This is a genomic window from Streptomyces hygroscopicus, assembly GCF_026168105.1.
GTDB classification, from domain to species: domain Bacteria; phylum Actinomycetota; class Actinomycetes; order Streptomycetales; family Streptomycetaceae; genus Streptomyces; species Streptomyces hygroscopicus_D.
Map to the genome: position 1 here is coordinate 40,022 of NZ_LBMW01000042.1, position 25,661 is coordinate 65,682.

Annotated in this window: 23 protein-coding genes; 17 read left to right on the plus strand and 6 right to left on the minus strand. The window is 68.2% G+C overall.

From position 1 onward, the window contains the following. Window positions 1-72: 72 nt before the first annotated feature. From AAW14_RS30470 to AAW14_RS30520, 11 genes are all read left to right on the plus strand, one after another. Window positions 73-1,119, plus strand: coding sequence for a ScbA/BarX family gamma-butyrolactone biosynthesis protein (locus AAW14_RS30470; protein WP_265567540.1), 1,047 nt, complete (start codon window positions 73-75; stop codon window positions 1,117-1,119). Continuing rightward, window positions 1,119-2,159 carry a 3-oxoacyl-ACP synthase gene (locus AAW14_RS30475; RefSeq protein WP_265567542.1) on the plus strand — a complete coding sequence of 347 codons (1,041 nt, stop codon included), beginning with the start codon at window positions 1,119-1,121 and terminating at the stop codon, window positions 2,157-2,159. The genes AAW14_RS30470 and AAW14_RS30475 overlap by 1 nt, the downstream gene beginning before the upstream one ends. Before the next feature lie 82 nt (window positions 2,160-2,241). Continuing rightward, the gene (locus AAW14_RS30480) at window positions 2,242-2,484 is read left to right on the plus strand and encodes an acyl carrier protein (protein WP_265567544.1); all 243 of its coding nucleotides are present in this window, start codon (window positions 2,242-2,244) and stop codon (window positions 2,482-2,484) included. Next, a complete protein-coding gene (locus tag AAW14_RS30485) occupies window positions 2,481-3,719 on the plus strand; it encodes a beta-ketoacyl-[acyl-carrier-protein] synthase family protein (protein ID WP_265567545.1) in 1,239 nt (412 codons plus the stop codon). Before AAW14_RS30480 ends, AAW14_RS30485 begins: the two co-directional genes overlap by 4 nt. After that, window positions 3,716-4,429 (plus strand): 3-oxoacyl-ACP reductase FabG, encoded by a 714-nt coding sequence (fabG, locus tag AAW14_RS30490; protein ID WP_265567547.1) that lies wholly within the window; start codon window positions 3,716-3,718, stop codon window positions 4,427-4,429. Before AAW14_RS30485 ends, fabG begins: the two co-directional genes overlap by 4 nt. A 35-nt stretch (window positions 4,430-4,464) precedes the next feature. Next, the gene (locus AAW14_RS30495; protein ID WP_265567549.1) at window positions 4,465-5,448 is read left to right on the plus strand and encodes a 3-oxoacyl-ACP synthase III family protein; all 984 of its coding nucleotides are present in this window, start codon (window positions 4,465-4,467) and stop codon (window positions 5,446-5,448) included. A gap of 16 nt (window positions 5,449-5,464) precedes the next feature. Then, complete coding sequence (locus AAW14_RS30500) at window positions 5,465-6,208, plus strand: SDR family NAD(P)-dependent oxidoreductase (RefSeq protein ID WP_265567551.1); 744 nt, start codon at window positions 5,465-5,467, stop codon at window positions 6,206-6,208. Beyond that, window positions 6,208-6,912: an HAD family hydrolase gene (locus tag AAW14_RS30505; protein ID WP_265567553.1), complete on the plus strand. Its 705-nt coding sequence runs from the start codon at window positions 6,208-6,210 to the stop codon at window positions 6,910-6,912. Before AAW14_RS30500 ends, AAW14_RS30505 begins: the two co-directional genes overlap by 1 nt. 138 nt (window positions 6,913-7,050) lie before the next feature. Further along, window positions 7,051-8,631: an MFS transporter gene (locus AAW14_RS30510; protein ID WP_265567555.1), complete on the plus strand. Its 1,581-nt coding sequence runs from the start codon at window positions 7,051-7,053 to the stop codon at window positions 8,629-8,631. Beyond that, on the plus strand, window positions 8,628-10,292 hold the full coding sequence (locus AAW14_RS30515; RefSeq protein WP_265567557.1) for an FAD-dependent monooxygenase: 1,665 nt from the start codon (window positions 8,628-8,630) through the stop codon (window positions 10,290-10,292). The genes AAW14_RS30510 and AAW14_RS30515 overlap by 4 nt, the downstream gene beginning before the upstream one ends. A gap of 18 nt (window positions 10,293-10,310) precedes the next feature. Further along, on the plus strand, window positions 10,311-10,700 hold the full coding sequence (locus AAW14_RS30520) for a PPOX class F420-dependent oxidoreductase (RefSeq protein WP_265567560.1): 390 nt from the start codon (window positions 10,311-10,313) through the stop codon (window positions 10,698-10,700). A gap of 46 nt (window positions 10,701-10,746) precedes the next feature. Here the strand turns inward: AAW14_RS30520 and AAW14_RS30525 are convergent, their stop codons facing one another. From AAW14_RS30525 to AAW14_RS30535, 3 genes are all read right to left on the minus strand, one after another. Continuing rightward, on the minus strand, window positions 10,747-12,051 hold the full coding sequence (locus tag AAW14_RS30525) for an MFS transporter (protein ID WP_265567562.1): 1,305 nt from the start codon (window positions 12,049-12,051) through the stop codon (window positions 10,747-10,749). Next, on the minus strand, window positions 12,048-15,449 hold the full coding sequence (locus AAW14_RS30530) for an AfsR/SARP family transcriptional regulator (protein ID WP_265567564.1): 3,402 nt from the start codon (window positions 15,447-15,449) through the stop codon (window positions 12,048-12,050). The genes AAW14_RS30525 and AAW14_RS30530 overlap by 4 nt, the downstream gene beginning before the upstream one ends. 234 nt (window positions 15,450-15,683) lie before the next feature. Then, the gene (locus AAW14_RS30535; RefSeq protein WP_265567566.1) at window positions 15,684-16,544 is read right to left on the minus strand and encodes an alpha/beta fold hydrolase; all 861 of its coding nucleotides are present in this window, start codon (window positions 16,542-16,544) and stop codon (window positions 15,684-15,686) included. A gap of 65 nt (window positions 16,545-16,609) precedes the next feature. On the opposite strand from AAW14_RS30535, the gene AAW14_RS30540 reads away from it, so the two are divergent. Continuing rightward, window positions 16,610-17,143 carry a cysteine hydrolase family protein gene (locus AAW14_RS30540; protein WP_265567568.1) on the plus strand — a complete coding sequence of 178 codons (534 nt, stop codon included), beginning with the start codon at window positions 16,610-16,612 and terminating at the stop codon, window positions 17,141-17,143. Window positions 17,144-17,334: 191 nt separating this feature from the next. Here AAW14_RS30540 and AAW14_RS30545 read toward each other — a convergent pair whose 3' ends face one another. Further along, window positions 17,335-18,300 carry an aldo/keto reductase gene (locus AAW14_RS30545; protein ID WP_265567569.1) on the minus strand — a complete coding sequence of 322 codons (966 nt, stop codon included), beginning with the start codon at window positions 18,298-18,300 and terminating at the stop codon, window positions 17,335-17,337. Between the two features lie 1,082 nt (window positions 18,301-19,382). Next, window positions 19,383-20,342: an aldo/keto reductase gene (locus AAW14_RS30550; protein ID WP_265567571.1), complete on the minus strand. Its 960-nt coding sequence runs from the start codon at window positions 20,340-20,342 to the stop codon at window positions 19,383-19,385. A gap of 111 nt (window positions 20,343-20,453) precedes the next feature. Here AAW14_RS30550 and AAW14_RS30555 point away from each other — a divergent pair, with 111 nt between their 5' ends. Together AAW14_RS30555 and AAW14_RS30560 are read left to right on the plus strand one after the other, a co-directional pair. After that, window positions 20,454-20,903, plus strand: a complete 450-nt coding sequence (locus AAW14_RS30555) for a hotdog fold thioesterase (RefSeq protein ID WP_265567573.1) — start codon at window positions 20,454-20,456, stop codon at window positions 20,901-20,903. 72 nt (window positions 20,904-20,975) lie between these two features. Continuing rightward, on the plus strand, window positions 20,976-21,413 hold the full coding sequence (locus AAW14_RS30560) for a MarR family winged helix-turn-helix transcriptional regulator (protein WP_265567575.1): 438 nt from the start codon (window positions 20,976-20,978) through the stop codon (window positions 21,411-21,413). A 58-nt stretch (window positions 21,414-21,471) separates the two neighbouring features. On the opposite strand, the gene AAW14_RS30565 is transcribed toward AAW14_RS30560, so the two are convergent. Continuing rightward, window positions 21,472-22,482: a ketoacyl-ACP synthase III family protein gene (locus AAW14_RS30565; RefSeq protein WP_265567577.1), complete on the minus strand. Its 1,011-nt coding sequence runs from the start codon at window positions 22,480-22,482 to the stop codon at window positions 21,472-21,474. Between the two features lie 104 nt (window positions 22,483-22,586). Between AAW14_RS30565 and AAW14_RS30570 the strand changes: the two genes are divergently transcribed. From AAW14_RS30570 to AAW14_RS30580, 3 genes are all read left to right on the plus strand, one after another. Continuing rightward, window positions 22,587-23,414: an enoyl-CoA hydratase-related protein gene (locus AAW14_RS30570; RefSeq protein WP_265567579.1), complete on the plus strand. Its 828-nt coding sequence runs from the start codon at window positions 22,587-22,589 to the stop codon at window positions 23,412-23,414. Beyond that, a complete protein-coding gene (locus AAW14_RS30575) occupies window positions 23,411-23,623 on the plus strand; it encodes an IS3 family transposase (protein ID WP_265567581.1) in 213 nt (70 codons plus the stop codon). The genes AAW14_RS30570 and AAW14_RS30575 overlap by 4 nt, the downstream gene beginning before the upstream one ends. Window positions 23,624-25,447: 1,824 nt before the next feature. Next, window positions 25,448-25,661 (plus strand): transposase (locus AAW14_RS30580; protein ID WP_265567583.1); only part of this gene is annotated, 214 nt, incomplete at its 3' end.

Below are 25,661 nucleotides of genomic sequence, written 5' to 3' on the forward strand. Positions count from 1 at the left end.
TCCACCGCTGTGCCTGCCCAGAGGTGTTCCTCACGGATACCTCGGTGCGATCGATTCGAACGGAGCAAGTCGATGACCCAGGTGAATACGTCTTTGACCGCGGCCTCCGGCGCGGTCGTCGCTGAGCACCGGCTCCGCTTCGACGGGTCGGTGGAACGGTCGCTCGTCCACCGTCATGCGGCCAGTGAGGTCTTCCTCACCGATGACGTCGCGCTGGGTGGCGACTGTTTCGCAGTCGCGGCGCGACTGCCGTCTGCCCACCGGTACTTCAATGACGACCCGCTGTCCCCGGCGCCCATCGACCCGATGCTGCTGCTGGAGTGCTCCCGGCAGGCGGGAACCCTGGTGGCGCACTGTCACCTCGGTGTCCCGATGGATACGGCGTTCCTCATCACGGAGTGGGCCATCGAGCTCGACGACGAGTCGCTCCTGGTGCCGTGTGACCCCGGCGAGCTGACGATGGTGATCGAGGCGCGGGATCTGAAGCAGCGCGGCGCGCGCCTGCTGGGGGCGACCCTGGTGAGCGAGCTGTACCTCGCCGGGCGCCGTGTGGGTACCAGCACAGTGATCACCGGATATCCGACCCGCTCCGGCTACGAGAGCTTCCGGACCCTGCGTCGCAGCTCGCCGGCGCCGCTCTCCGACGGCATGCCGCGCCGCCGGCTCGGCACGCCGCCGGAAAGCTGCACGGTGGGGCGCACGCTTGAGGAGAATGTCACCATATCCGCGGTGCGCCGCGCCGACGGGCAGATCATCGCGGACCTCGATGTCCCGGTGGGGCATCCGGTGTTCTACGACCACCCGCTCGACCATGTTCCAGCGACGGCTCTGTTGGAAGCCGCCCGCCAGGCTGCCCTCCTGGCGCTGACCTCCAAGCCAGGGGCAGCAGGTGAGGAGGCTGGCCCGCGGCGGGTGAAAGTGCTGCGCGCCCGTTTCCAGCGCTTCGTCGAACTGGACAGTCCCACGGAGGTGTCCGCGCGCCTGGAACAGGCCGGGAACTGCCGCTCGGTGGCGGTGTCCTTCGAGCAGAGCGGTGCGACCGCGTGCACCTGCGAGGTCATCGTCTCCACGCCGTCAGCCTCTCCCGTCCCGCCTGCCGTTGCCCTCGGAGGCCGCTGATGCGGCTGAGCAGGACATACGGTCTCGTCTGCGCGGCCTGGTATCCGCCGGACCGGCAAACCGTCGAGGAGGCGCTGGCCGCTGGGGAGGTGGACAGGCGCAGTGCCGCCGATCTCGGTTACACGGCCTTGCCGGTCAGCGAGGACATCGCCCCTCCGGACATGGCCGTGGCTGCGGGACGCCAGGTGCTGAAGCGAGGCCACTGCCCGGCGGAGACACTGTCGATGGTGCTGCACGCAAGTGTGCATCATCAAGGACATGATGCCTGGTCGGCACCGCACTACATCGCTGACCGGCTCGAGGCGCGTGATGCGGTGCCGATCGGGCTGCTGCAGCAGTGCAACGGTGGAGCCATCGGGATCGAGCTGGCTATCTCCCGGCTACAGGGAGACCCGCAGGCCGGGCCGGCATTGGTGACCACCGGCGACCGATTCCTGATGCCGAGCTGGCACCGCTGGCGCACCGACTACGGCATGGCCGCGGGGGACGCGGGGACCGCGGTCCTGGTGCACCGGGATGAGGGGCGCCACTCAGATCTCATTCTCCACTCCATAGCCACCACCGTGGCGGCCGAATTGGAGGTCATGCACCGTGGAGAGGACGAGCTGAACGCGGAGCCGCTGGGCCACAGCCCGATGATCGACGTGCGGCGCACCAAGCGCCACTTCGTGCGGACCTTCGGTATCGAGCACTTCACCAAGCTTGCCCATGACCGGATCCGGAGTGCGGTCGGCGAGGCGATCGAATCATGCGGCCTGGCTCCGGACGACCCGCGGCTGCGCCACGCGGTGCTGCCCAGGCTGGGCACGAAGGCGATGGCGGAGGCGTACGTGCCGCCGCTGACGGAGTGCGTCTCGGCATCGCTGTTGGATCTCGGGCGTGCCACCGGCCACCTGGGAGCCGGTGATCTGAACGCCTCACTGGCCGACCTGGCGAGCGGCAACTGGCTGGAACCAGGGCAATACGCCGTCGTGTTGAACGGCGGCGGTGGCTTCACCTTCACCGCTGTCGTGGTCAGCCGTCCGGACACCCATCACTGAACCAGCCGGAAAACCGATCCGGCCGAGTCGAAGCCGCCTTGGCGGCGAACTGCCCAGGCAACCTATTCACAGGAGAAACGATATGAGCAACACCCAGGAGCGCTTCTACTCCCTGCTGAGCGCGAAGCTCGGTGTGGAGACCGAATCGCTCACCGAAGACACCACTCTCGAATCCCTCGACCTCGATTCGCTCCTCATCGTCGAACTGAGCGTGGCGGTGGAGAAGGAGTTCGGTGTGGTGCTCGATGAGACCCAGCTCGCCCCCGAGCGCACCATCGGCGACGTTCTCGGCTCTCTTGACCACGAGCTCAAGGCGGCTTCGTGACCGACGTGCGCAGCCGAAGGTTCGACGTGGCCGTTACCGGTCTGGGCCTTGTCACTCCAGCTGGAATCGGGGTCGAGGCCAATGTGGACCGGATCTGGGATGGCCGGTCCACGGCGAGCAGGAGCCCTGAACTGGCGGGACTGGCCGTCGACTTCTCCTGTCGCGTCGACGACTTCGACGCGGCTGCCGAACTCGGTCGGCGCACGATGCTGCGGATGGACCGGGTCAGCCAGCTCGGCGTGACCGCAGCACGGCAGGCTGTGGCGGACGCCGGTCTCGATCCGCAGTCGTGGGAGGGCGCCCGGGTCGCGGTGGTGATCGGCACCTCGTTCGGCGGCTCCGCGAGCTTCGAACGCGAGCATGAGACGTACCTGCAGAGTGGGCCCACAGTGGTCTCCCCGCAGCTCATGGTGACGGCGCCGGTCAACATGACGGCCGGTCACATCGCCATGGACTGCCAGGCGCTGGGCCCGAACCAGGTGGTCTCAACCGCCTGCGCCTCCGGTACCACCGCCATCGGTCTCGGCCGGATGCTGCTGGAGAGTGGGGTCTGTGACGTCGTGCTGGCCGGCGGCGCCGAGGCGGCGCTCACTCGCACCGGCATGGCCAGCCTGCACAAGATGGGCGCGCTTTCCCGGCGTACCGAGGACCCGGCAGCCGCTTCCCGCCCCTTCGACGCGGCTCGGGACGGCTTCGTCGCCGGTGAGGGCGCCGGTGTCCTGGTACTCGAGCGAGTGGCCGACGCACGCGCCAGGGGGGCCAGGATCCGCGCCAGGATCAGCGGCTTCGGAGCTTCGGCCGACGGTTTCCACGCCTCTGCCCCCCACCCGACGGGGGACGGTGCGGAGCGGGCGATGCGGGCAGCGCTGGCCGACGCCTGCCTCGACCCGGCAGATGTGGCTCACGTCAACGCGCACGGTACTTCCACCCCGAAGAACGACATCACTGAGGCGGCCGTCATCCGCAGGGTCATCGGCGATCACCCCCTGGTGACCTCCACCAAGGGAGTGGTCGGCCACCTGATCGGCGCGGCTGGAGCGGTCGAGGCCGCGTACACGGTGCTGGCGGTGGAGCAGGGGTCGGTACCGCCCACCGCGAACCTGGAGTGTGTCGAGCCCCAGGTGGAGGTGGACGTCGTCGCGGGCCGGCCCCGCACGGCGACCATCGGCGCGGCGATGTCGAACTCCTTCGGCTTCGGAGGACAGAACGCCGTCGTGGTGGTGACGGCGGCATGACGCGCACCGGCCGTTCCGTCCTGGTGACCGGGGGCAACCGCGGTATCGGCCTTGCCATCGCCCAGGACCTGGCTGCCCAGGGCGACCGCGTGGCGGTCACGTACCGCACCGCCGCGCCACCACCCGGTCTGTACGGGGTGGCCTGCGACATCACCGAGCCCGATGCGGTGGCGCGGCTGTTCGAGAAGGTGACCGTCGAGCAGGGCCCGGTAGAGGTGCTGGTGGCCAACGCGGGCATCGTCCGGGACGCGCTCCTGCTGTCCATGACCGATCAGGACGTGGACGAGGTGCTGGACACCAACCTCCGCGCGGTGATCCGTGTCGTCAAGCACGCGTCCCGGCAGATGCTCGCCGAGCGTTGGGGGCGTCTGATCCTGGTCTCCTCCTCCGCGGCGTTCACCGGCTCTCCGGGACAGACCAACTACGCGGCAGCCAAAGCCGGCCTGGTCGGTCTGGCCCGTTCGCTGGCCTGGGAACTGGGTCCGCGTGGCATCACCGTCAACGTGGTGTCCCCGGGCCTGATCGACACCGACATGACGCGCGACCTGAGTAAGGCCCGGCGCGAGCAGTTCCTCAGCCGGACGCCACTGGGAAGGCCCGGCAGGGCGGAGGAAGTGGCCGCCGCCGTCCGGTTCCTGGCGAGTGCTGAGGCCGGTTACCTGACCGGCGCGGTGTTGCCGGTCAGCGGCGGGCTCGGCATGGGCATATGACTACCTTTCGGCTACAAGGGACAAGAGGCTGATACATGGCAATCGGCGTGATATCCATCGGCGCTCACCTTCCCGAACGTGTGGTGTCCAACCGCGAGATCGCTGCCTGGGCGAACACCACGGAGCAGTGGGTCGCCGAACGGACAGGCATTCTGGAGCGCCGTTACGCGGCGGATGACGAGGCGACGTCCGACCTGGCTCTCCCCGCCGCGCGCGCGGCGCTCCAGGCGGCTGGCCCGGAGGTCAGGGACAGGCTCGCCGCCCTGATCGTGGCCACCTGCACCCCCGACCACCCGCAGCCTTCGACGGCGGCAGTCGTCCAGGCCGGACTCGGCCTTCCGGCCCTGCCCGCCTTTGATGTCAACGCGGTGTGCAGCGGTTTCCTCTACGCGCTCACCATCGCCAAGGCCCTGCTCGACGGTCAGCCCGGCCAGAACGCACTGGTGGTCGGCGCGGACGTCTTCTCACGGATCATGGACCGGGGCGACCGCAAGACGGTCAGTCTCTTCGGCGACGGGGCGGGCGCGGTCGTGCTCGGCCCCGTGCCGGAGGGCTACGGAATCCACGGCAGCACCCTGCTGGCCAACGGCGAGCTGCACGACTACGTGAAGGTCGCGGCCGGCGGCAGTCGTACCCCATTGGACGAGCGGGTCCGCAGGGCGGGCGAGCATCTCTTCCGGATGGACGGCAGGGCTGTGCGGGACTACGCGATGACCACCCTGCACAAGGTGGTCGGCCAGACCCTCGCGGAATGCGGCGCGCAGCTGGAAGACGTGGACCGGTTCGTCTTCCACCAGGCCAACACCCGGCTGCTGGAGTCCTTCGCGGTAGAGGCCGGGATCGACCGGGACAAGGTCGCCCTCACCGCTCCCAGCCTGGGCAACACGGCGGGCGCCTCCGTACCGCTGACGCTGCACCACACCAACCGCACCCGCCCCCTGGAACGCGGAGAGCGTGTCCTGCTGGCCTCCATCGGCGGTGGGATGACGGCCGGGGCGACCCTCCTGACCTGGTACTGAGGAAGGAATACTGCACATGAGGCTTGACGGAATGTCCGCCATCATCACGGGTGGCACGCGGGGCCTCGGCCGCACCATCGCGGCGAGCTTCCTCGCCGAGGGCGCGAACGTCGTCTGCGCCGCCCGCAACGAGTACGACGTGAAAGAACTCATCGACCGATATCCGGGGAGAGCTCGCTACCAGTACGCCGATGTCACCGACGAGGGGTCGGTGGCGGAGCTGATGGAGTCGGGGCTGACCGCCTTCGGCCGGATCGACGTGCTGGTCAACAACGCCGGGGTCAGTCGCGACGGCAGCATCAGCAGGCTCTCGGTGGCGGACTGGAACGCCACCGTCGCCACCAACCTCAACGGCGTCTTCCTGTGCACCCGCGCGGCGATCCGCCCGATGCAGGAGCAGGGCGGCGGCCGGATCATCAACCTCTCGTCCTGCGTGGCCAGCCGGGCCGTGGTCGGCGCGGCCGCCTACAGTGCCAGCAAGGCCGCCGTGGAGATGTTCACCCGGGCCTCGGCCCTTGAACTCGCTCCCAAGGGCATCACTGTCAACTGCCTGTCGCCCGGCTACATCGATGAGGGCATGGGCAGGAAGGTTGCAGCCGACGACCGGATCTGGGAGAGCTACCGCAAGCGTCTTCTCTCCGGGCGCCTGGGACGGCCGGAGGAGGTGGGAGCGGCCGCGGTCTTCCTCGCCGCCTCGGACAGCTCCTACGTGAACGGACATGTGCTGGAGGTCAACGGCGGCCTGATGTGGGCGGCCTGATGCCCTCTCCCGCTCCCGTGGTGGCCTTCTTCGACGTCGACGAGACACTGGTCGCGATGAAGAGCCCCTTCGCACTGCTGCGCCACCGGCTGCGCGAGCAGGGCGACCTGGACGGCTCGGCGTACCGCGCGAAGGTCGAGCCGATCCTCGGGTTCGCCGCTCAGGGCGGCGAACCCGCGGAGGTGAGTGCGATGTTCTACCGCGCCCTCGCCGGCGTCGCGTGGAGCGAGCTGCTGAGCCAGGGGCGTGCCTGGTACGCGGAGCTGCGTGGCCAGGGGGTACCGTTCATCGAGGCCACGCTGCGGCAGCTGCGGCACCACCAGCGTCAGGGGCATTTCACCGTGGCGGTCTCCGGTGCCTGGCCCGCGAGCTTGTCGCCGATGGCCGAGGACCTGGGTGTCGACCAGGTGCTGTGCACCGAGCCCGAGGTGGACGAGGCCGGGCTGCTGACCGGACGGATCGCGCGAGCGATGTTCGGCCCGGCCAAGGGAGCCGCGGTGCGCACCGTCCTTGCGGCTCAAGGCGCTGTGGCAGGGCAGTGCTTCGCGTATGCCGACGACCCGAGTGATCTCGACATGCTCCGTCTGGTGGGCCGGCCCACCATCGTCGGGAACCACCCCGTGCTGGCTGCAGTGGCGGCGGAGCACGGGTGGCGGGTGCTGCCCAACGCGCTCGTACCCGGCACCGAGCGGATTCCCGTCTGACCGCCACGTCCGGTCGCCGAATTCAACCAACCTCCTTCCTTGAAGTAGTACTCGCACTAATGTCAGGGTACTGATATAGAGTTGTATCCTGCGTCAACGGATCCGCCGTCTGTCATACATGGAGGGATTGCAGCTCACATGAGCACAGCGACCTCGGGCCCCACCACGAAACGGCCCACGATCATCCTCGCCGCGGTGTGCGTGGCCGTCCTGATCCTCCCCGCATCGCTCACCGGCAGCTCGGTGGCTTTGCCTGACATCGCCTCCGGCCTGCACGCCGGCCTCGTTCCGCTGCAGTGGGTGGTGAACGCCTACAACCTCGCCTTCGCCTCCTTCATGCTGGCCTGCGGCTCACTGGCCGACATCGTCGGCCGCCGCCGGATGTTCACCGTCGGAACGGCCGTGTTCGCCCTCGCCTCGCTGGCCAGCGGCCTGTCGGGCAACGTGCTGTTGCTCGACGTGCTGCGCGGCGTGGCTGGTTTCGGCGCCGCCGCGGTGATGACCAGCGGCTGCGCGATCCTGGCCACCACCTTCCAGGGGGCCGCCCTCGGCCGGGCCTTCGCGATTCTCGGCTCTTCGGCGGGCGCGGGCCTGGCCCTCGGCCCCTCTGTGTCCGGTCTCCTGGTCGGTACGCTGGGTTGGCGGTGGGTGTTCTTCGCGCACGCCGTCGTCACGGCCGTGGTTCTGCTGGCTCTGCCCGCGATCCCCGAGTCCCGCAGCAGCGAGGGCGCCAGGGTCGACTGGTGGGGCACCATCACCTTCACCGCCAGCCTCTTCCTGCTGATGCTGGGCGTGGTCCAGGGGCCGCAGATCGGCTGGGCCAGCGCCGAAGTGATCGCGATGTTCGCGGGCGCGGTACTGCTGATCGCTCTGTTCGTCGTCGCCGAGAGCCGCCAGGCGCATCCCATGTTCGACTTGGCACTCTTCCGGCAGTCCCGTTTCCTGGCCGTCTGCCTGCTCCCCGTGGCCATCGCCTTCGGCTTCGTCTGCCTGCTGGTGCTGCTGCCCTCGTGGTTCAGCGGGGCCAACGGGGACTCGGCGGACGCCGCCGGGGCGACCATGATGCTGCTCACCCTGCCGGTGCTGGTGGTGCCGCTCGGCGTCAACGTGCTGGTGAAGCGAGGCATGTCGACCCGCGCCGTGCTCAGCCTCAGCCTGCTCCTGGTTGCGCTCGGCGGCGCATGGCTCACCGTGCTGCACCCGGGCATCTCCACCTGGCAGTTGGCCGGCCCGCTGCTGCTGATCGGCATCGGAATGGGCTTCTCCGCGGGCATGATCGACGGCGTCGCGGTCACCTCGGTCGCTCCCGAACGCGCCGGTATGGCCGCGGGCATGTTCAACACCATGCGGCTCGCCGGTGAGGCGGTCGCCATCACGGTGATGAGCACCGTGATGGTCTCACTCCTCCAGAGCCGGGTGGCCCAGGGCCTGCACGGCTACGGACGTCCTTCGTCCGACGCGGCCGGCCTGGCCAACCGGGTCGCCAGCGGCGACCTGGCGGGTGCCGCCCACAGCACCACTCCCGAACTGCGCGACCGCTTCAGTGGCTTCCTCGCCGACAGCTACACCGGGGCCATGCACTCCGTTCTGTGGCTGCTGGCCGCGATCTGCGCCGTCGCAACGGTCGTCGTGTACCTGATGTTGCGGGAGCCTCAGGACGCGACCACCGACTCGCCGACCGTCGAGGACTCCGCAACCCAGGAGACAACTGTCGTATGACAACTCATGACCAGCGTCCCGTCCTGGTGGTCGGTGCGGGGCCATCCGGCCTCACCGCCGCTGTCGAACTGACCCGCCGCGGCGTGCCGGTCCACTGTGTGGACCGCGCCGAAGGCCCGAGCATGTCGACGAAGGCACTCGGAGTCTGGCCCCGCACCCTGGAACTGCTGGGCAGGATGGGAGCCGACGAGCAGATACGGCGGCGGATCCTGCCGCAACGGGCCATGCGGTACTACTCCGACGGCCGGGTGATCGCCGACCTGCGCTTCCGGGACCCGAGTGTGCAACCGGTCTGCCTGCCGCAGCCAGATGTGGAGGCCATGCTGCGTGACGCCCTGGCCGCCGCCGGCGGAGAGGTGATGTGGGGCACCGAACTGGTCGGGTTCCAGCAGGACGGGCCGGCGGTCAAGGCGCTGCTGCGCGGCCCTGACGGGGTCGAGCGGACCGAGGAGTTCTCCTGGGTGGTGGGCGCCGACGGCGCGCGTAGCAGGGTCCGAGGGCAGTTGGACATCGGCTTTGAGGGCGCCACCCACGAACTGTCGTTCGTGGTGGCCGACATCGAGCTCGACGGCCCGCTGGAGCCGGACGTCACCCACTACTTCTGTTCGCCGCGCGGCATTCTGGTCACGTGCGGGCTGCCCTCTGGACGGTTCAGGGTCTTCACCTCGGCGCCGCCCGGACTCCGGCGCGACGAGGTGGACCTGGCAGCAGTCCAGCGGCTGGTCGACGAGCGAGGTCCTGGTGGCCTCCGGCTCCGCGACCCGGACTGGACCAGTGTGTTCTCGGTGCACTCCCGGCATGCGGAGCGCACCCGCGAGGGGCGGGCCTTCCTCCTGGGCGACGCCGCGCACATCCACAGTCCGGCAGGCGGTCAGGGGCTGAACACCGGCGTGGCCGACGCGCACAACCTGGCTTGGAAGCTCGCCCTGTGCTGGCACGGTCACTGCGATGCGACACTGCTGGACAGCTTCGAGAGCGAGCGCGGGCAGGTAGCCCGGACCGCCATCAAGCAGGCAGAGGTACAGACCCGGATCTGGCTGCTGAACAAGCCTCATCAGGTCGCTGTGCGGGACAACGCGCTACGGGTCGCCTCCGCGCTACGCCTCTTTCACCTCGACTACCTGCCCTGGCTGGCCGGGCAGCGGACGGTGTACACGCAGCCGGGTCCCCGGCGCCGGCGGCTCTCCCTCCCAGCGGGGCGTCCGTGGCCCGGCTCCGGGGGGTTCGTCGAGGGTGGCCTCGTCCCCCGGAGGCAGATCTGGGACACGACCCGCTCCCGGCGGATGCCCCTGCGCGCAGCCCTCTCGGACCTCCGGCACACGCTCCTGCTCTACGGGAACGGGACATTCGGCGCGGAGGCCGCCCGGCTGGCGGCCTGGGTCGGCGACCACTGTGCCGAGGTGGTCGAGGTCCAGATACTGGAGACGCGTGCCGAGAGGCTGCGGCGGTGGGCCCCCGAACAGCACGGAGCGACCCGGGGCCCGGACACCACCCGGATCGCCCTGGTCCGACCGGACGGAATCGCGGACGTGGTGTGTTCCGCGCGCGAGTCGTGGCGCGTACGGCGGCGGTTGGAGGGGCTTTTCGCCCCGCTGCTCACGTCCGCCAGGACTCCGGCGCCCGCGTCGAAGCACCCTGACTCCTTGTCCGAAGTCCACTGAGATCCACCGGAGAACACGATGTCGATCATTCCCGAAAGCCACCGCGACCTGCTGGAGCGCCCCCTTTTCGCGCACCTGGCCACCATCAGGCCGGACAACACGCCGCAGGTGAACCCCATGTGGTTCAGCTGGGACGGCGAGTACCTGTACTTCACCAACACCACGACCCGGTACAAGTACCGCAACGTCACCCACCATCCGGTTGTCTCCGTGTCCATCAACGACCCCGCGCAGCCGTATCGCTATCTGGAGATCCGCGGCGCCGTCGAACGCATCGACCCGGACCCCGAGGGCGCCTTTTTCCTGCAGCTCGCCGACCGGTACAAGCTCGCGTTCGACGGGCCGCCTGCCGACGCGGAGCACCGGGTGGTGTACGTGATCCGCCCCACCGGGACGAGCAAGCAGTGAGGAGGAGCCCCGGCCGCCGGCCGGCACCGCCCACCGCGGACGCGCGTCAGGTGTCTTCGACGGTGGTGAGGTCGATGCCGTTCTTCCCCCGGTAACGGAGGAAGAAGACGGTGCTGATCACACAGAGTCCCGAGATGTACCACGGAAACCAGGCGGCGTGGCCGTGCGTGGCGAGGTACTCGCTCAGGTAGGGCGCCGTACCGCCGCACAGCGCCACTGCCAGCGCGTACGGCAGCCCCACGCCGCTGGACCGGAGCGATGTCGGAAACATCTGCAGTGTCGCCGACGGAGCGGCTGTCGCGTAGCACCCGAACAGCAGCAGAGCCGCTGTCATCACCGCGAACAGCCGCAGGGCTGATCCGGACACGGTCCCGAACAGTAGCGGGGTCAGGCAGGCGAACCCGCCGCCGAACGCCACCAGCAGAGGCCGCTGGCCGAATCGGTCGGCGGCCATCCCGATCAGCGGCAGTGCGGCGATGAAGAGCACCTGCGCGGCGACGGCGGCCCACAGCGCGGCGTTCGCCGTCACGCCGTAGTGGGCCTGGGCGTACAGCGGCATGTAGGAGGCGAAGGTGTAGTAGACGACGGTCGCCCCCAGCGAAAAGCCGGCCACTCGGAGGACCTGGCGGGGGTGCGAGCGCAGCACCTGCCACGCCGGATTGCGCCGGCGTTCGCGCGCCGCGTCGAAGACGGGCGTCTCGGGCATGGCGCGGCGCATCCGCCAGCCGTACAAGGCGAACAGCGCGCCGAGGGCGAAGGGGACGCGCCATCCCCAGTCACCCAACTGGCCCGCCGTGAGGGTGTTGTGCAGCAACAGCGCGAGGAGCGTGGCCGCGAGCGTGCCGAGCGTGGTGCTGATGTAGATGGCACTGGAATACAACCCGCGTCGCCGGTTCGGCGCGATCTCGTTCACGTACGTGCTCATCGCTGTGCCCTCGCCACCCGCGGACAGTCCCTGCAGCGCCCTGGCCACCACCAGCAGCGTCGGGGACAGCACGCCGGCCGTCCGGTGGGGCGGGGTGAGCGCGATCAGGAGGCTGCCTCCCGCCATCATCAGCAGCGACAGCCGCAACGCCGAGCTGCGACCGCGACGGTCACAGTAGGCACCGATCAGCAGCCCGCCGATCGGCCGGAACAGGAAACCGACGGCGAACACCGACAAGGTCTGCAGGACGTTCGTGGTCGCGTTGCCCGAGGGGAAGAGCTGCGGGCCGAGTACCGCGGCGAACGTCACATAAGCGGTCCAGTCGAACCACTCCATGGCGTTGCCGATGGAAGCGATCAGCGTCTGGCGCAGGCCGCCGCCCCACGTCGCGGTGCGCACTCCGGTTGCCGGATCAGCGGTGGTCACGATGCCGTCCTCTCCTGGTCTGATGGCGTGCCCAGTCGTGACCGCAGACCGTCGTCCACGGCGACGCCGATGTCGGTGAAGGTCGCCAGCGCCCTGGTCCAGTGCACGCGCGCCCGCGCCTGGTCGCCGTCGAGGGCGGCGACCGTGCCGAGGACCTCCTCTGCTTTGGCGACGTTCAGGCGTTGCGCGCTCGGCTGCGACAGGCCCAGCGCCTGCTGGGCGCATTCCTCGGCCCGTCCCGGGTCGCTCAGGCTCAAGTAGAGCTGAGCCAGCTCCAGAAGGATCTTGCTGCGGGCCATCCTGTTCGCGCTGGAGTCGGCCAGCGAGCGCGCCGCCTCCGCCTTCCCAGTGGTGTCGTGGCGGCCCAGGAGTCCGTCGGCGACGGCGAGGCGCGCCAGGGCGTAAGCCTCGCCGTCGACGTAACCGATCTGCCGGGCCCCTTCGAGCGCCGTGGCCGCGTACTGAGCTGATTGCTGCGGTGAGCCCAGGCTCCCGCTGATGGCCGACAGCAGACACAGCGTCTCGACCTCGTAGGTGCGGTCACCGCATTCCTGGAAGGAACTCAGTGCCCGCTGTGCCGCGTCGTACGCGTTCTCGTACCGGCCGACGTCCAGGTCGATCAGGGCGAGCCCGTACAGCGAGATGCTCCGGTCATAGGAGGAGTCGATGGATTCGGACACCTCGAGCGCCTGCCTGAAATAGGACCGCGCCCGGGTCAGCTCCCCGGTGGCCTGATGCACCAGGCCCAGGTTTCGCAGGCTGTACGAGCTGATGTGGTGCAGGCCGAGTCCGCCGGCGGTGGCCAGCGAAGCCGTGAGGAACTCGGTCGCGCCGTCCATGTCACCCCGTGTCCAGTGGATGAAGCCCAGCACACCCTGGGCGGTGGCCTCCAGCCGTGGTGAAAGGATGGCGTGTGCGATGTCGAGTGCCTGCTGTGCGGCCTTGTGTGCCCGGCCTCCCCGGCCCAGGCTGAGGTGGGCGAGGCTCATGTTGTTGAGCGTGGCCGCGACCTCCTCGGCCATGCCCAGCCGGTTGTGCAGCGCGAGGCTCTTCTCCTGATGCGCGATGGCCCACTCGTAGTCGCCCAGCGTGTTGTAGAGGTTGGCGAGGCTTCGGTGCATCGCTGCGATGCCGCGCTCGTCGGCGAGGGACTCGGCGGCGGCCAGGGCGGTGCGAGTCGTCTCGCGCCACTCTGTCCGGTACTTGCCCGTCCAGAAGAAACCCCGCAGTGCGTCGGCCAGGTGCCAGGAGAGGTAGTGCGGTCCGTGCGTACCGAAGTAGCGTACGCAGGCCATCAGATTGCGCCGCTCGGCCAGCAGCCATGCCATCGAGTGGCTCTCGTCATAGTGTTGAGGCGCATCGAACGCCGGCTTGGGCGCCGCCGGTTCCGTGAGTCGCACGAACTCCGAGTAGAGAACGTCGGCTGCGGCACAGGCGCCCGCGAGGTACCACCGGCCGAGCCGCTCCAGGGCCTCGGCCCGTTCCGGCTCGGGGTGCTCTTCGACGGCGCGGTCCTGGGCGTACTCGCGCAGCAGGTCATGGAACTGGTATCGGCCGGGGGCGGGTTGTTGCAGGAGACTCGCCATCTCCAGACGGCTCAGAGCGGCCCGTGCCTGCGCCTCGCTGATGTCGGCGAGGACCGCGACGGCGGCGGAGGTGAAGTCAGAGCCGGGGAAGAGTGCCGCGAGCCGGAAGATCACCCGGTCGTCCGGTGTCAGGGCGTAGTAGGACAGGGCGATGGCGGTCGAGACGGCAGAGGCCGTGTCGCCGTCGACGGACAGGGCGGCGAGGCGGTTGCCGCGCCGCAGACTATCGAGATAGGTCTCGACCTGCCCGCCTGGAGCACCGATGAGGTTGGCCGCGGCGATCCGTAGCGCCAGCGGCAGGCAGGAGCACAGTGCCGTCACTTCCCGTACGACGTCCGGATCAATCGTCACCGCGGCCTGCCGCATCATTCCGGCGACCAGGTCGATGGACTCGCGCTGGCTGAGCGTGTCGACCTTGATCAGTTGGGCTCCGTGCGTGACCACGAGGGAGCGCAACTGCCGTCTGCTGGTGATCAGTACGGAACAGCCCCCGTCACCTGGAATGAGCGGGACCACCTGTTCGACGCTGGAGGCGTTGTCCAGCACCACCAGGACCTTCTTCCCGGTCAGCTTCGACCGGTAGAGGTTGGCCTGTTCCACGGGGTCGACCGGTATGCGCTCCGCGGGCACCCCGAGTGCGCGGAGGAACTGCGAGAGCACCTGCTCGGTCGGCAGCGGCACACGCGCTCCGCCCCGCTCGTAGCCGCTCAGGTTCACATACAACTGCCCGTCCGAGAACGCTGGCCGTACTCGCCTGCCGATGCACACGGCGAGAGCTGTCTTCCCCACCCCGGGCGGTCCCGACAGGACGACGACGGGGACGCCGGTGCGCCCGGACACCGGCGGAAGTACGGTCGTGATGCGGTCGATGATGTCCTCGCGGCCCACGAAACCCATGGCCAGCGGAGGCAGTTGGGCGGGGACCGGGACTGCCTCACTCCCGGCGGCGCCCGGACCGTCCGGAGCCGTCAGCGCCGGATCCGATTCGAGGATGCCGGTGTGCACGGCACGCAGCCTCTCGCCCGGCTCGATACCGAGCTGCTCGACCAGTTGCCGGCGCGCTTGCTGGTAGACGTCCAGAGCCTCCGCCTGCCGCCCCGAGCGGTAGAGGGCGAGCATCAGCATGCTCCAGAAGTTCTCCCGCAGCGGGTTGTCGATCGCCGCCGCGCGTAGCTCCCGCACCAGTTGCGCATGCCTGCCGAGCTGGAGATCGGTCTCGAAGTACGCCTCCAGCGCGGCCAGTCGCTCGTCCTCCAGAAAACGGCATTCGTCCTGGTGCAGGGAGCTTGACGGGATGTCCTCGAGTGCGTTGCCCCGCCAGGTGGCGAGCGCGTCGTTCAGCAGGCGGGCCCGTTCCTCCAGCCCCTCGGACTGTTGAGCCATCCGGACCAGGCCGCGGAAGCGCTGTAAGTCCAGCTCGCCTTCAGGGACATCGACCCGGTAGCCACCGGCTGCCGTCTCCAGTGCGAGGGCGTCGCCGAGCAGCAGCCGCAGGCGGCGTACGTATGTGTGCAACGTTCCGCGGGGATTGGACGGCTTTCGCTCGTCCCAGAGCCATTCCGCGAGGCGGTCGCTGCTAACGACCGTTCCGCTCCGTAGAAGCAGCGCGGCCAGTAGGAGCCGGAGCTTGCCGGACTCTAATGCCAGTTCTTTACCTGAAATTGATATCGAGAGCGGTCCCAGAATCCCGTAGTTGTTCTCAGAAACCGATGCCGTGGTGCCATGCGACGAGACCGTTTTCGTTTCTGCCACGCAGCCTGCCTTCCCCCGTTGACCTGCTTGCGCACGACTTCGGCACGCATTCGGCACCATTGCCGGAAATGCGTGCTATAAAATGCCCAAAGTTGTGTGCATGCCATGGTAGTGGATGCCATCTTCCGCCCACAGATCGCTTTGGCGGGTACCCAGGTGATGTTTCTCACCGTCTCCGAATTCGTGGGTGTTTGCGGAGCCCTTCGTCGACACGTGGCCGAGACGGCCGTGGGGGGGCCGCGGTGCCGCGAGGAAACGGCTCTCCGCGGCTGTCCGGTCGCCGGTGGCCGGGCGTCAAGCCCGCCGCAGGTGGTCGACGATAAGCTCGCCGATCATCGAAGACCAGTGCGGCGGGAAGATGTGTCCCATGCCGGCGATCCGCCGAAGCCGTGCGCGCGGAATCGCCCGGTGCAGTGCCTCGCCGTGTTCCAAGGGGAAGACCGGGTCCTGCTCGCCGTGCACGACCAGCGTCGGCACATCGAGTGCGCTGATGCGGCTGGTGAATGGGGGCGTGCGATCCATCGCCGTCATGTGACGCCCGGAGGTGTCGGGCTCACAGCTGCGTGCCGCCACGCGCTCGACCAGGTCCTCCCAGTAGACCCGGTCGAACAGTGCGGCCGACCCGACCAGCGTCCGCCAGCCTTCGACCGCCATGGACCGGCGCTCGTTGGGCGTGGTCAGGGGTGATGACCCGTGTCGCGCGGTCTGCTCGAGTACCGGCTCGCGCGGGCCCGGCCGTCTGGTGCGCGGAGGCGTTCGTGTGTCGGCGTTCGTGTGGGGAGAACTGGACAGCAGCACCAGGGAACGGACGAGTTCGGGCCGGCCGAGGGCGAGCAGCAGGGAGACCATTCCTCCCGCAGACTGGCCCACCACGTGGGCCGAGCCCGTGCGGAGCCCGGCGATCACCGCCGCGGCGTCCGCGGCCATCGTCGTCAGGTCGTACTCGCTGTCGGACTTGCCGGATCTCCCGGTGTCGCGGTGGTCGTAGCGCACGACGTAGTACCCGGCCGCCGCGAGCAGTCGGCACAGTTCGTCCGGCCACACGATGCCCGGCGCGGTGGCGCCCATCACCAGCAACACCGCGGGATCACAGCGGTTGCCGAACGTCTCCGCCCACAGGATCAGACCGTCCTGCGTTGGGATTGACCTCTCCACTGACCCGACTTTTCCCTTGGTAGTGTGCGGCGGACGCTGTTCATCTGTCCCAGGGGGAACTCATCATGACCCGCGCGCGCACGGCACTCATCCTGATCGATCTGCAACGGTGGATCGTCGACAGGCCGTGGCAGCCGGTGAGCGGCGGCACGGTGGTCGACGCTTGCGCAAAGCTGCGCGAGCACTTCGCAACCGAGAACTCCTCGGCCGTCGTCCTCGTCCGGTACGTCCGCGCCGACGGCGCCGACGGCGGCGTGGGCGCGGCCCCCAATCACCTGGTTCCCGGGTTCGCCCCTCGTGCGGGGGAGCACGTGGTGACCAAGCACGGCCTCGATGCGTTCGAGGACACCGATCTCCACGACCATCTGCGCCAGGCGGGCGTCACCAAGATCGTCCTGGCCGGTCTGTCCACGGCCCACGGCGTCGCGTCCACCGCGGCGACCGCGCTCCGCCTCGGTTACGAGGTGGTCGTCGTCTCCGACGCCACCGCCAGCGAGAACGACGCGCAGCATCGCGAGGCACTCGACCGGCTGACCGCACTCGGTGCGCGCAGCGCCCTGGTCGGCGAACTCGTGACCGCGGCGGCCGCCGGAAGCTGACGCCGCGACGGGCCTGGAACCGGGAGGCCGCCGCTGGACCGGTGTGCGACCGCCCGCCGTGGGCCTCATGGCGGGCGTGGGCGATGCCCGACGTCCGCCGACGGGGCCGTCCATCGAGGCGGCGCGCGGGTGTCACCTGGTGCGTCCGGGGCTGCGGACCCGCTGGCGCATGTGCCCATGTGCCCATGTGCTCAATATCTGCTGCCGACCGGGGCGGGCAGCGTGTCGAGGTCCGCGAAATCCTCCTCGGTCAGTGTGACTTCCGCAGCGGCCAGATTCTCCCGCAGATAGCGGGAGTTCTTCGTGCCGGGTATGGGCACGACCCGTTCTCCCTGGGCGAGGGTCCAGGCGATGGCCACCTGGGCGGGAGTGACCGACCGGCGGTCGGCTACTTCCCGGATCACATCGACGATGCGCTGGTTCGCCTCCATCGCGGCACGATCGAATCGCGGGTTGGCCGCCCGGAAATCGCTGCTCTCGAACTGGCCGGCGCGCAGGGTTCCGGAGAGAAAGCCGCGTCCCAGGGGCGCGAAGGGGATGAAGCTCGCCCCTACGCTCTCGCACCAGCCGACCATTCCACCCGACACGTCGTCCAGCGCGTCACGAGTCCACAGGGAGAGTTCGGACTGCACCGCGGTCACCGGGTGGATCGCGTGAGCCTCACGGGCCTGTGCGACAGTTGCCTCGGACAGGCCGATCCAGCGCACCGTGCCCCGTTCGACGAGTTCTGCCATGGCGCCCCACGTCTCCGCCAACGGCACCGCGGGGTCGATCCGGTGGACGTAGTACAGGTCGATGACATCGATGTTCAGGCGCCGCAGACTGGCCTCGGCGGCCTTGCGCAGATAGGCCGGGGAGTTGTCGCGGTGGGCCGCCCGCAGCTGGAGGTCCTCCAGGACGATCCCGAACTTCGTCGCGACGACGGCCTCCTCCCGTCGCCCCGCGATGGCCCTGCCCAGCAGTGTCTCGTTGTGTCCCGCGCCGTAGAGGTCGGCTGTGTCCAGCAGGTTCCCGCCGAGGTCCAAAGCCTCGTTGATGACCCGGACGGACCGCTCGTCGTCGCGGGAGGACTCCTGGTAGAGCCAGCTCATGCCCATACAGCCGAGGCCGATACTGCCGATCTTGATTCCCGTGTTGCCCAGACTCCTCAGGCGCACCTTTCTCCTTCTCCTTTTTCAGACAGCCGCTAGGACGAGTGCGGCGTTGCACGCCGGACCCTGGGTTACGGACCGACGGTGACCTTTCGATCGGCCCGAGTCGCCGAGCCGGTGGCGGCACCGGGGCCGCCGGTGGTGAACTCCGCGACGCCGGCCGCCCGGCGACCATGTCGCGGCGCGGCGCCGACGCCGTGAAGCCCGCTTCGATGACGCCTGAGCCGACGGGCGGATGCCCGGTGACGTTAAGTGGTCGAGGCGGGCGGCGGCCGTTCGCGCGGACCCGGACCGCTCCTGTGCGAGGGATTTCGCGTCGGCCGCCACGACGACGCAGCCGCGCCACGTCGAGAGGCGAGGACGCACGGCCGACTCGTTGCGTCAGCCCGTCAGCCGGCCCGACCGCGTCAGATCGTGATCGAGTGGGTCTTAGGGCGGCTCCGGCACCTCTGCGGGCACCACCTCGCGGGACCGTCACGAGGCGGGGATCCGCCCCGTACGTCACCGTCTGCCGCGGGCTCTGCCCCTGCACGACCAGCGGGACGGCCCTGTGGCCGACGTGGGCACGTGCGACAACGGAATCCGTGATGGTGGTTCACGACAGCCGCCGGCCGGAGCACCGCCACGACACCACGAACACGATCACCGTCAGACACTGGATCTCTTTCTCCCCCCTGCAGTCGGTTCCCGGGCCTACGGAGAACGCGTTGGCGTCTCCTCAGTGCCACCGCCGAAACCGCTCCGACCACCTATCCGGTACCGGCCATCGCTCGGCAGACTCGTCCTCTCTGAGGGCAGTGAGCCGTCAAGCCGAAGGAAGTAGCGCCTTATCGGCACGGTGCCTGCGTTCCGTTAGTTCTCGTGGCGAGATCCGGATGGAGTCTCGCGTCCGGGTTGACGAAGAACAAAGGTAGCCATGCGATCTTTCGTCCTGCTGTCAGAACCTGTAAGTGGCCGCCATGCTGCCGGGTGAAGCAAGGCCCGCGACCACCACGGGAGACGGCCGAGGCGGTCGACTGCCGCTCCACCGCCTGCTCGGCAATCCGTCCGCTGGCAATCCGCCCTTGACGATGGAGAACGGAGTGCGTTTAGTAACGCGTGCCGACAGCCGCCGGAATTTCCGCCAGCGCCGCCATCGAAGCCTCGTCGAGTTCCGCTCCGGCCGCACCGGCGTTCTCCTCGAGGTAGCGAATCTTCTTCGTACCCGGAATCACCACCACATTGCTGCCCTGAGCGAGCACCCAGGCCAGCGATACCTGGGCCGGAGTGAGGTTCAGGCGTTCGGCCACCTGCCGGATCCGGCCGACGATTGCCAGGTTCGCGGCCAACGCCTGGGGCTGGAATCGCGGCAGCCTGTGGCGACCGTCCAACTCCGGGAGATCGCCGGCCGAGTTGATCTGCCCGGAAAGGAAACCCCGCCCGAGCGGTGAGAAAGCGATGAGAGTGATGTCCTGCTCGCGGCAGTACTCCAAGACCCCTGATGTGATCGCGTCGCGGCTCCACAGGGACAGCTCGCTCTGCACGGACGCCACGGGGTGCACGGCCTGCGCCCGCCGGATGTCCTCGACCGACACCTCCGAGAGGCCGATGGCACGTGCCTTGCCTTCCCGCACCAGGTCCGCCATGGCGCCCCAGCTCTCCTCGACGGGTACGGCTGGATCCACCCGGTGCAACTGGTAGAGGTCGACATGGTCGACGCCCAAGCGCCGGAGACTGGCCTCGCAGGCACTCCGCAGGTACTCCGGCCTCCCGTCACGGTGGCTGGCGTACGTCTTCGGATCGTCCACCACCAGACCACCCTTGGTCGCCAGGACGACCTCGTCCCGCCGGCCGCGCAGCGCCCGACCGACAAGAACCTCATTGGTGAAAGGGCCGTACATGTCCGCGGTGTCGATCAGGGTGCAGCCCAAGTCGACAGCACGGTGGATGACGTCCACGGAGGCCGTGTCGTCCCGCCCCAGCTCGTCGTAAGCCCAGGACATCCCCATGCAGCCCAGACCCACGACGCCGACCTCGGGGCCTGAAGCCCCCACCATGGTGCCGCGCATCAGCGGTCTCCCCTCTCTCCGGCGAAGCCGTCACAGTACACATGCTCAATATCCGCAGCTACCATATGACAGGACACGTACACTCGCACTTCGACGATCATGGAGAGTCACATGACGCAGCCGGCGGCGTCCCTGGGGCCGGTCCCGGTCCTCCCCAACTACGTGGACGAACAGCTGGTGACGCGGATGGGGATCGAGATCCTCACCTGTCGCCCTGATCTCGTCGTGGGCACCATGCCGGTGAAGGGCAACAGGCAACCGATCGGGATCATGCACGGCGGCGCCAACGCGGCCCTCGCGGAGACCCTCGGCTCGCTCGCCGCGTGGGTGCACGCCGGACCGGACAGGATCATCGTCGGTCAGGAACTCTCCTGCACCCATCACCGCGCGGTCCGCTCCGGCCTGGTGAAGGGCGTCTGCCGTCCGCTGCACGTGGGTCGCGGTGTAGCCACTTACGAGATCGTCATCTGCGACGAGGAGGAACGGCGGGCCTGCACCGCCAGGCTCACCTGCGTGCTCCCTCCGCCTCGGATGCAGCAGCGCCGCCAAGGAGATTCGTAGGCTACCTTATGCGAGACTACTGATATGGCGGATTCCAAAGCGACAAAGCATGCGTCGGACTCTCCTTCAGCCGTGACGGCAGTGGTCGCCAATAGGCTCGGGAACACCATCAAGCGGGCCGAACAGGCATTGATCTCACGCAAGACCCAGGTGCTGCGCCAGTTCGACCTGACCGTTCCCAGGTATTCCGTACTGCTGTTGCTCTCCCTCTTCCCAGGAGGAATGTCGGCCGCACAGCTGGCCAGGGAGAGCATGGTGACACCGCAGACGATGTCGACGGTGCTCGCCAACTTGGAGAAGCGCGGCTGGATGGAGCGGGAACCTTCCCAGCTCCACCAGAAGGTCATTGTCAATAAGCTCACCAAGAGCGGCCGCGCCGTGCTGAAGAAGGCGGACAGGGAAGCGCTGCGAGTCGAGGACGAGCTACGCGCCGAATTCACCGCGGCGGAGCTGGAGCAGTTCGAGGACTACCTGGAGCGGGCAATCAGGACGCTGGGCGAGACGCACTGAACCGGGTGGCTCCCGCGGCGAGCCACCCGGTCCGGGGACACCTTGGTGCCTCTGCTGCTCAGGCGGCGCTCACCAGCAGACATGACCAGGTGAACCCGGCCCCCGCGCTCACCACCAAGGCGAACTCACCAGGCGCCAGCTTGCGCTCGGCGTGCAGTTCGGCCAGGCTGGCAGCGGCGTCACCTGCGCCCAGGTGCCCCGTGTCCCCACCCAGCGTGAGGATGTCGGCCGTCAGCATCTTGCGAAGGGCGGGTGCATAGGCGAGGTCGATGGTTTTCGCGCCCAGTCGGGGAGGAACGACATATCGTAGCTGCGGACTGTCGGACGCCAGCCCCGCGGCGGCGAGGCAGCGCTCCACGACCACTGCCAGGCTTTCACCGCTGGCTTCGGTGAACGCCTCCATGCCTTCTCGTTCGAGGAAGGCCTTCTTCGTACGGCGCATGTCGACCCGATCGCTCACGGAGCGCGGCATCAGTCCGAATGGGTCGCGGCCGCGATGCATCCGTTCCAGTTGCGGCGCGGCGACGGTGGTGATCGCGTGCAGCAGCAGCTCCGCGGGACGCTCTTCGGAGGGGTGCAGCAGCAGGGCGGTGGCGCCGTCCCCGTAGGCGATCCCGTAATCCCCGCGCCAGCGGTCGAAACCTGGTGCGGCGAAGCGGTCCGCTGTTGTGACCAGGGCGTACCGGAGGGCGGGGTCGGTCAGCAGCCGGGCGGCGCCCACTTCGATAGCCGCCGCGCCGCCGTTGCAGACCTGCTGGATACCCAGAGGTTCGGCCTGCCGAGCGCCCAACTGATCGGCGATGTAGTGGGGAGGTGACCAGAGATCGTGCCCCTGGTAGTACATCCAGGCGTGCAGCACCATGCCCAACTCGGCCGGTGCGGTACCGGTGCTGTCCAGAGTCGCGCGTGCGGCCAGTACCGCCATCTCAGGAGCGGCCTCGCCGGACACCGGCAGCGCTGCATAGCCGAGTTCTTCGGCGGTCTCCGCCTCCACCAGACCTTGCTCGACGGCCTGCCGGGCGGTCTGACGTTCGCCGGGAATCCACGTGCTCAAGCCGGACAGGCCCATCGGTCTCGGTAGTCGCACAGCAATGCTCCGCTCATCAGCAGGGCCTTCATGATAAGCAGATCATTGAACGGAGTCAGTAGGCTGTCAATCGAGAGGCGAACCCCATGTCCAGCAGCACGGCGGGCATAGAGATAGAGACCAAGGGCCTGGTGCGGACGATCACCTTCGCCCGCCCCGAGCGCCGTAACGGCATGGATCTGTCCATGTTTGCTGCCTACTACGACGCTTTGGCCGAGGCCGAGGCCGACGACGAAGTCCGCGCCATCGTCGTCACGGGCGCTCGCAGCAGCTTTTGTTCGGGGGCGACCCCGGACCTCCTGGCCCACCTTGCCGGATCGGAGACGCAACAGAGCCGCACCGGAGAGGGCTTGAGCTCGGTTCTGGGGCACCCGGCGCATCTTCCGCTGACCATGGGGACGCCGTTGATCGCGGCGATCAATGGCAGTGCGGCGGGCCTGGGCCTCGTCCACGCGTTGTTCGCCGATGTCCGGTTCATGGCACATGAGGCGCAGGTCTCCGCTGTGTTCAGCCGGTTCGGTCTGATAGCCGAGTACGGAGCGGCCTGGCTGCTGCCACGCATCGTCGGCGTGGGCAGCGCGATGGACATGCTGCTCTCCTCCAGGGCGGTGGGCGCGGAGGAGGCTCTGCGGATCGGCCTGGTACAGCACACCGCACCGCGCGGCGAGGTGCTGGGAGCCGCTCAGGAATATGCCCGCGAACTGGCTGAATCCTGTTCCCCGTCGTCCATGGCCATCATCAAGCGCCAGATCCTTGACGGTCTGCTCATGCCCGCGGCTGATGCTGTGGCCGAATCCGTTTCCCTTATGCAGGACTCCTTCGAACGTCCGGACTTCCCCGAGGCCATGGCCGCGTTGCGGGAGCGCCGAAAGCCGGCGTTTTCGTCGTCGACCACCAGCGCCGCTACGGCGTGAAGCGGCTGTGCACCATCCTCGGCATCGCCCGCTCCAGCTTTTACTACTGGCGTCGCACCGCCGCGGACCGGACCGCCCGGCAGGCGGTCGACGCCCGGCTGGCCGCCCGGATACGGGCCGTGCACCGCGAGTCGGACGGCGCCTACGGCGTCTCCAGGATCATCGCCGAGCTCCGCGACGGCGGTGAGCAAATCGGATCGCGCGCGTGATGCGGAGCATCGGCCTAGCGGGCGTGCGGCTGCGTCGTAGGCACCGCACCACGATCACAGACCCCCCGTCACTCAGCGGGGGCATACTGCCAGTCAAGGCGTGAGCCCAGGCGTGCATCGAGAAAGGCGAGATCACACACCGCGCGACGGGAACGGGCAGTTGCCGGCCGGCTTCGGCGTCAGTGCCGCGACGGTTTACGCCGCATCCGCAGCACCACTGCCCTCCTCGCGTCCTTCGTCCCCCATCTGAAGGAGGCACTGGCGAGCATCGACCGTCGTGGAGACCTGCCGATCAACGGGCCCATGGCTCTGATCAGGTCCCGTCACTCAGTGGCGGATCGATGCACGGAGCTTACACAGTGTGAGTGGATGTGTACGTTAAGCGAGGTTCCATGCGGACTTGCGGCTATCGCTCCTTCCCGGACGACTCGAATCGCGGGTGGATGGGCTGTGGTTCGGCCGTGGCCAAACGGCAGAGAGGCCCTTGACCTACGTTTCCGCAGGTCAAGGGCCTCTCTCGTGGGGGAGTGACGGGACTACCTGCGCCTTCGCTGTGCATGTGGGCAAAACCGGGCATACGGGTGACGGATGATGACGCTGGATGACGCTGTGCGGCATCCGGTTTGGCCATGGCCAAACGCTCTGAAGCGTGGGGTTCGTGCCCTCGCGCGCTGCGCGCCGGATAGGGCGGTACTGCCTTACTGGTGGCCCTTCATGCCTCCGTCGCCGTCCGCCGGGTGAAGCCGATCCCCTTCTTGCCGGCCTTGCTGAATGGTCTCCGGTTGCCGGCAGCAAGTGGGCGCTGCCCAGTACGACCGCCGGTGAGCGGTCGAGTCGCCACTTCAGCGGCGCGGCCTCAGCGGGGTTCGCTGAGGGCGACCGGGATGGCGTCTTCGAAGATCGGAGCCCGGTCACCGATAGCCGATGTGACTGATATGCCCTGTACTGCACCAGTTGGTGTTACCGGCTGACCCTGGGGGCGCAGCCCTCCCGGTCGATTCAGTGCCCTCCGGCAAGATGACGAGACCAGCACCTGGGGCCAAGTCCACCACCAGCGGAGGGAGTTGCGTTGCCTGCGAGAAAGCGGCAGGACATGCCGACCGGCAGTAGGCTCGGCGTCCACGAGGTTATCGGACCGTCGTTCCCGAAGCTCGTGAGGGGGCGCAGCGGACAGTCAGTCAACCGTAACCGGTATTTCGTGCCTGTCCGCTGCACAGCCTGCAAGAGGGAAAGAGACGTTCGGGAGGATGCGCTAAAAAATTTGGAGACGACAGCTTGCGCGTTCTGCTACGCGAGCGTCGATGGCGACCCGGAAGCCCGTATCCACGTTAAGAGAGTCTGGGGCGACCAAGTCCAGGTCTATGATAGATACCGCTTTCATGGTAAATCGCGGACTCGTCTTCATAGCGTTTGGACCAACATGCGGGAGCGGTGTAACAACCCTAAATCTGAGAAGTATCCCAGATATGGGGGGCGCGGCATAACCGTGGACCCGGTTTGGGACAACTTCCGCGCCTTCGCCCGGTGGGCAGAGGAGAACGGTAACCAAGAGGGTCTCGAGCTCGACCGAATCAACAATGACCTTGGTTACGCTCCAGAGAATTGCCGCTGGGTTACCGACCTCGAAAACCTCATGAACCGAAGCCGGTTTCTTCCTGCTCCACTACATAGGGCACTCGAAGCACGGGCCGCACGCGACCACGTGGACACTTACACGGTGATCCGCCGAGCCCTCGAAGCCCACCGCGAAGTCGCTCAGCAGGCAGCGGGCGGCCATGCCTACTAAGAGGTCATCTCATTTGGGCTGTTCGATAAACTCCAGGTGTGGGGATCGTTGAGCGGCTGGTGCCGGATGAGCTGTGGGAGTTGTTCCAGCGAGTGGTGCCGGAGGCGCCGAGTCGACCTCAGGGAGGCGGTCGGCGCCGGCATGGTGACAGGGAGGTGCTGGCTGCGATCGTGTTCGTGGCCACATCGGGCTGCACATGGCAGCAGCTGCCGGCCGCCTCGTTCGGACCGTCGGGACCCACGGCTCATCGGC

Excerpts from the sequence above, each read along its gene's own strand:
- AAW14_RS30470 (WP_265567540.1), top strand. The coding sequence starts at position 73 with ATGACCCAGGTGAATACGTCTTTGACCGCGGCCTCCGGCGCGGTCGTC.
- fabG (WP_265567547.1), top strand. The coding sequence starts at position 3,716 with ATGACGCGCACCGGCCGTTCCGTCCTGGTGACCGGGGGCAACCGCGGT.
- AAW14_RS30550 (WP_265567571.1), bottom strand. The coding sequence starts at position 20,342 with ATGCGCGGCACCATGGTGGGGGCTTCAGGCCCCGAGGTCGGCGTCGTG.
- AAW14_RS30520 (WP_265567560.1), top strand. The coding sequence starts at position 10,311 with ATGTCGATCATTCCCGAAAGCCACCGCGACCTGCTGGAGCGCCCCCTT.
- AAW14_RS30555 (WP_265567573.1), top strand. The coding sequence starts at position 20,454 with ATGACGCAGCCGGCGGCGTCCCTGGGGCCGGTCCCGGTCCTCCCCAAC.
- AAW14_RS30530 (WP_265567564.1), bottom strand. The coding sequence starts at position 15,449 with ATGGTGCCGAATGCGTGCCGAAGTCGTGCGCAAGCAGGTCAACGGGGG.
- AAW14_RS30565 (WP_265567577.1), bottom strand. The coding sequence starts at position 22,482 with ATGGGCCTGTCCGGCTTGAGCACGTGGATTCCCGGCGAACGTCAGACC.
- AAW14_RS30515 (WP_265567557.1), top strand. The coding sequence starts at position 8,628 with ATGACAACTCATGACCAGCGTCCCGTCCTGGTGGTCGGTGCGGGGCCA.
- AAW14_RS30540 (WP_265567568.1), top strand. The coding sequence starts at position 16,610 with ATGACCCGCGCGCGCACGGCACTCATCCTGATCGATCTGCAACGGTGG.
- AAW14_RS30495 (WP_265567549.1), top strand. The coding sequence starts at position 4,465 with ATGGCAATCGGCGTGATATCCATCGGCGCTCACCTTCCCGAACGTGTG.
- AAW14_RS30505 (WP_265567553.1), top strand. The coding sequence starts at position 6,208 with ATGCCCTCTCCCGCTCCCGTGGTGGCCTTCTTCGACGTCGACGAGACA.
- AAW14_RS30510 (WP_265567555.1), top strand. The coding sequence starts at position 7,051 with ATGAGCACAGCGACCTCGGGCCCCACCACGAAACGGCCCACGATCATC.
- AAW14_RS30480 (WP_265567544.1), top strand. The coding sequence starts at position 2,242 with ATGAGCAACACCCAGGAGCGCTTCTACTCCCTGCTGAGCGCGAAGCTC.
- AAW14_RS30475 (WP_265567542.1), top strand. The coding sequence starts at position 1,119 with ATGCGGCTGAGCAGGACATACGGTCTCGTCTGCGCGGCCTGGTATCCG.
- AAW14_RS30500 (WP_265567551.1), top strand. The coding sequence starts at position 5,465 with ATGAGGCTTGACGGAATGTCCGCCATCATCACGGGTGGCACGCGGGGC.
- AAW14_RS30570 (WP_265567579.1), top strand. The coding sequence starts at position 22,587 with ATGTCCAGCAGCACGGCGGGCATAGAGATAGAGACCAAGGGCCTGGTG.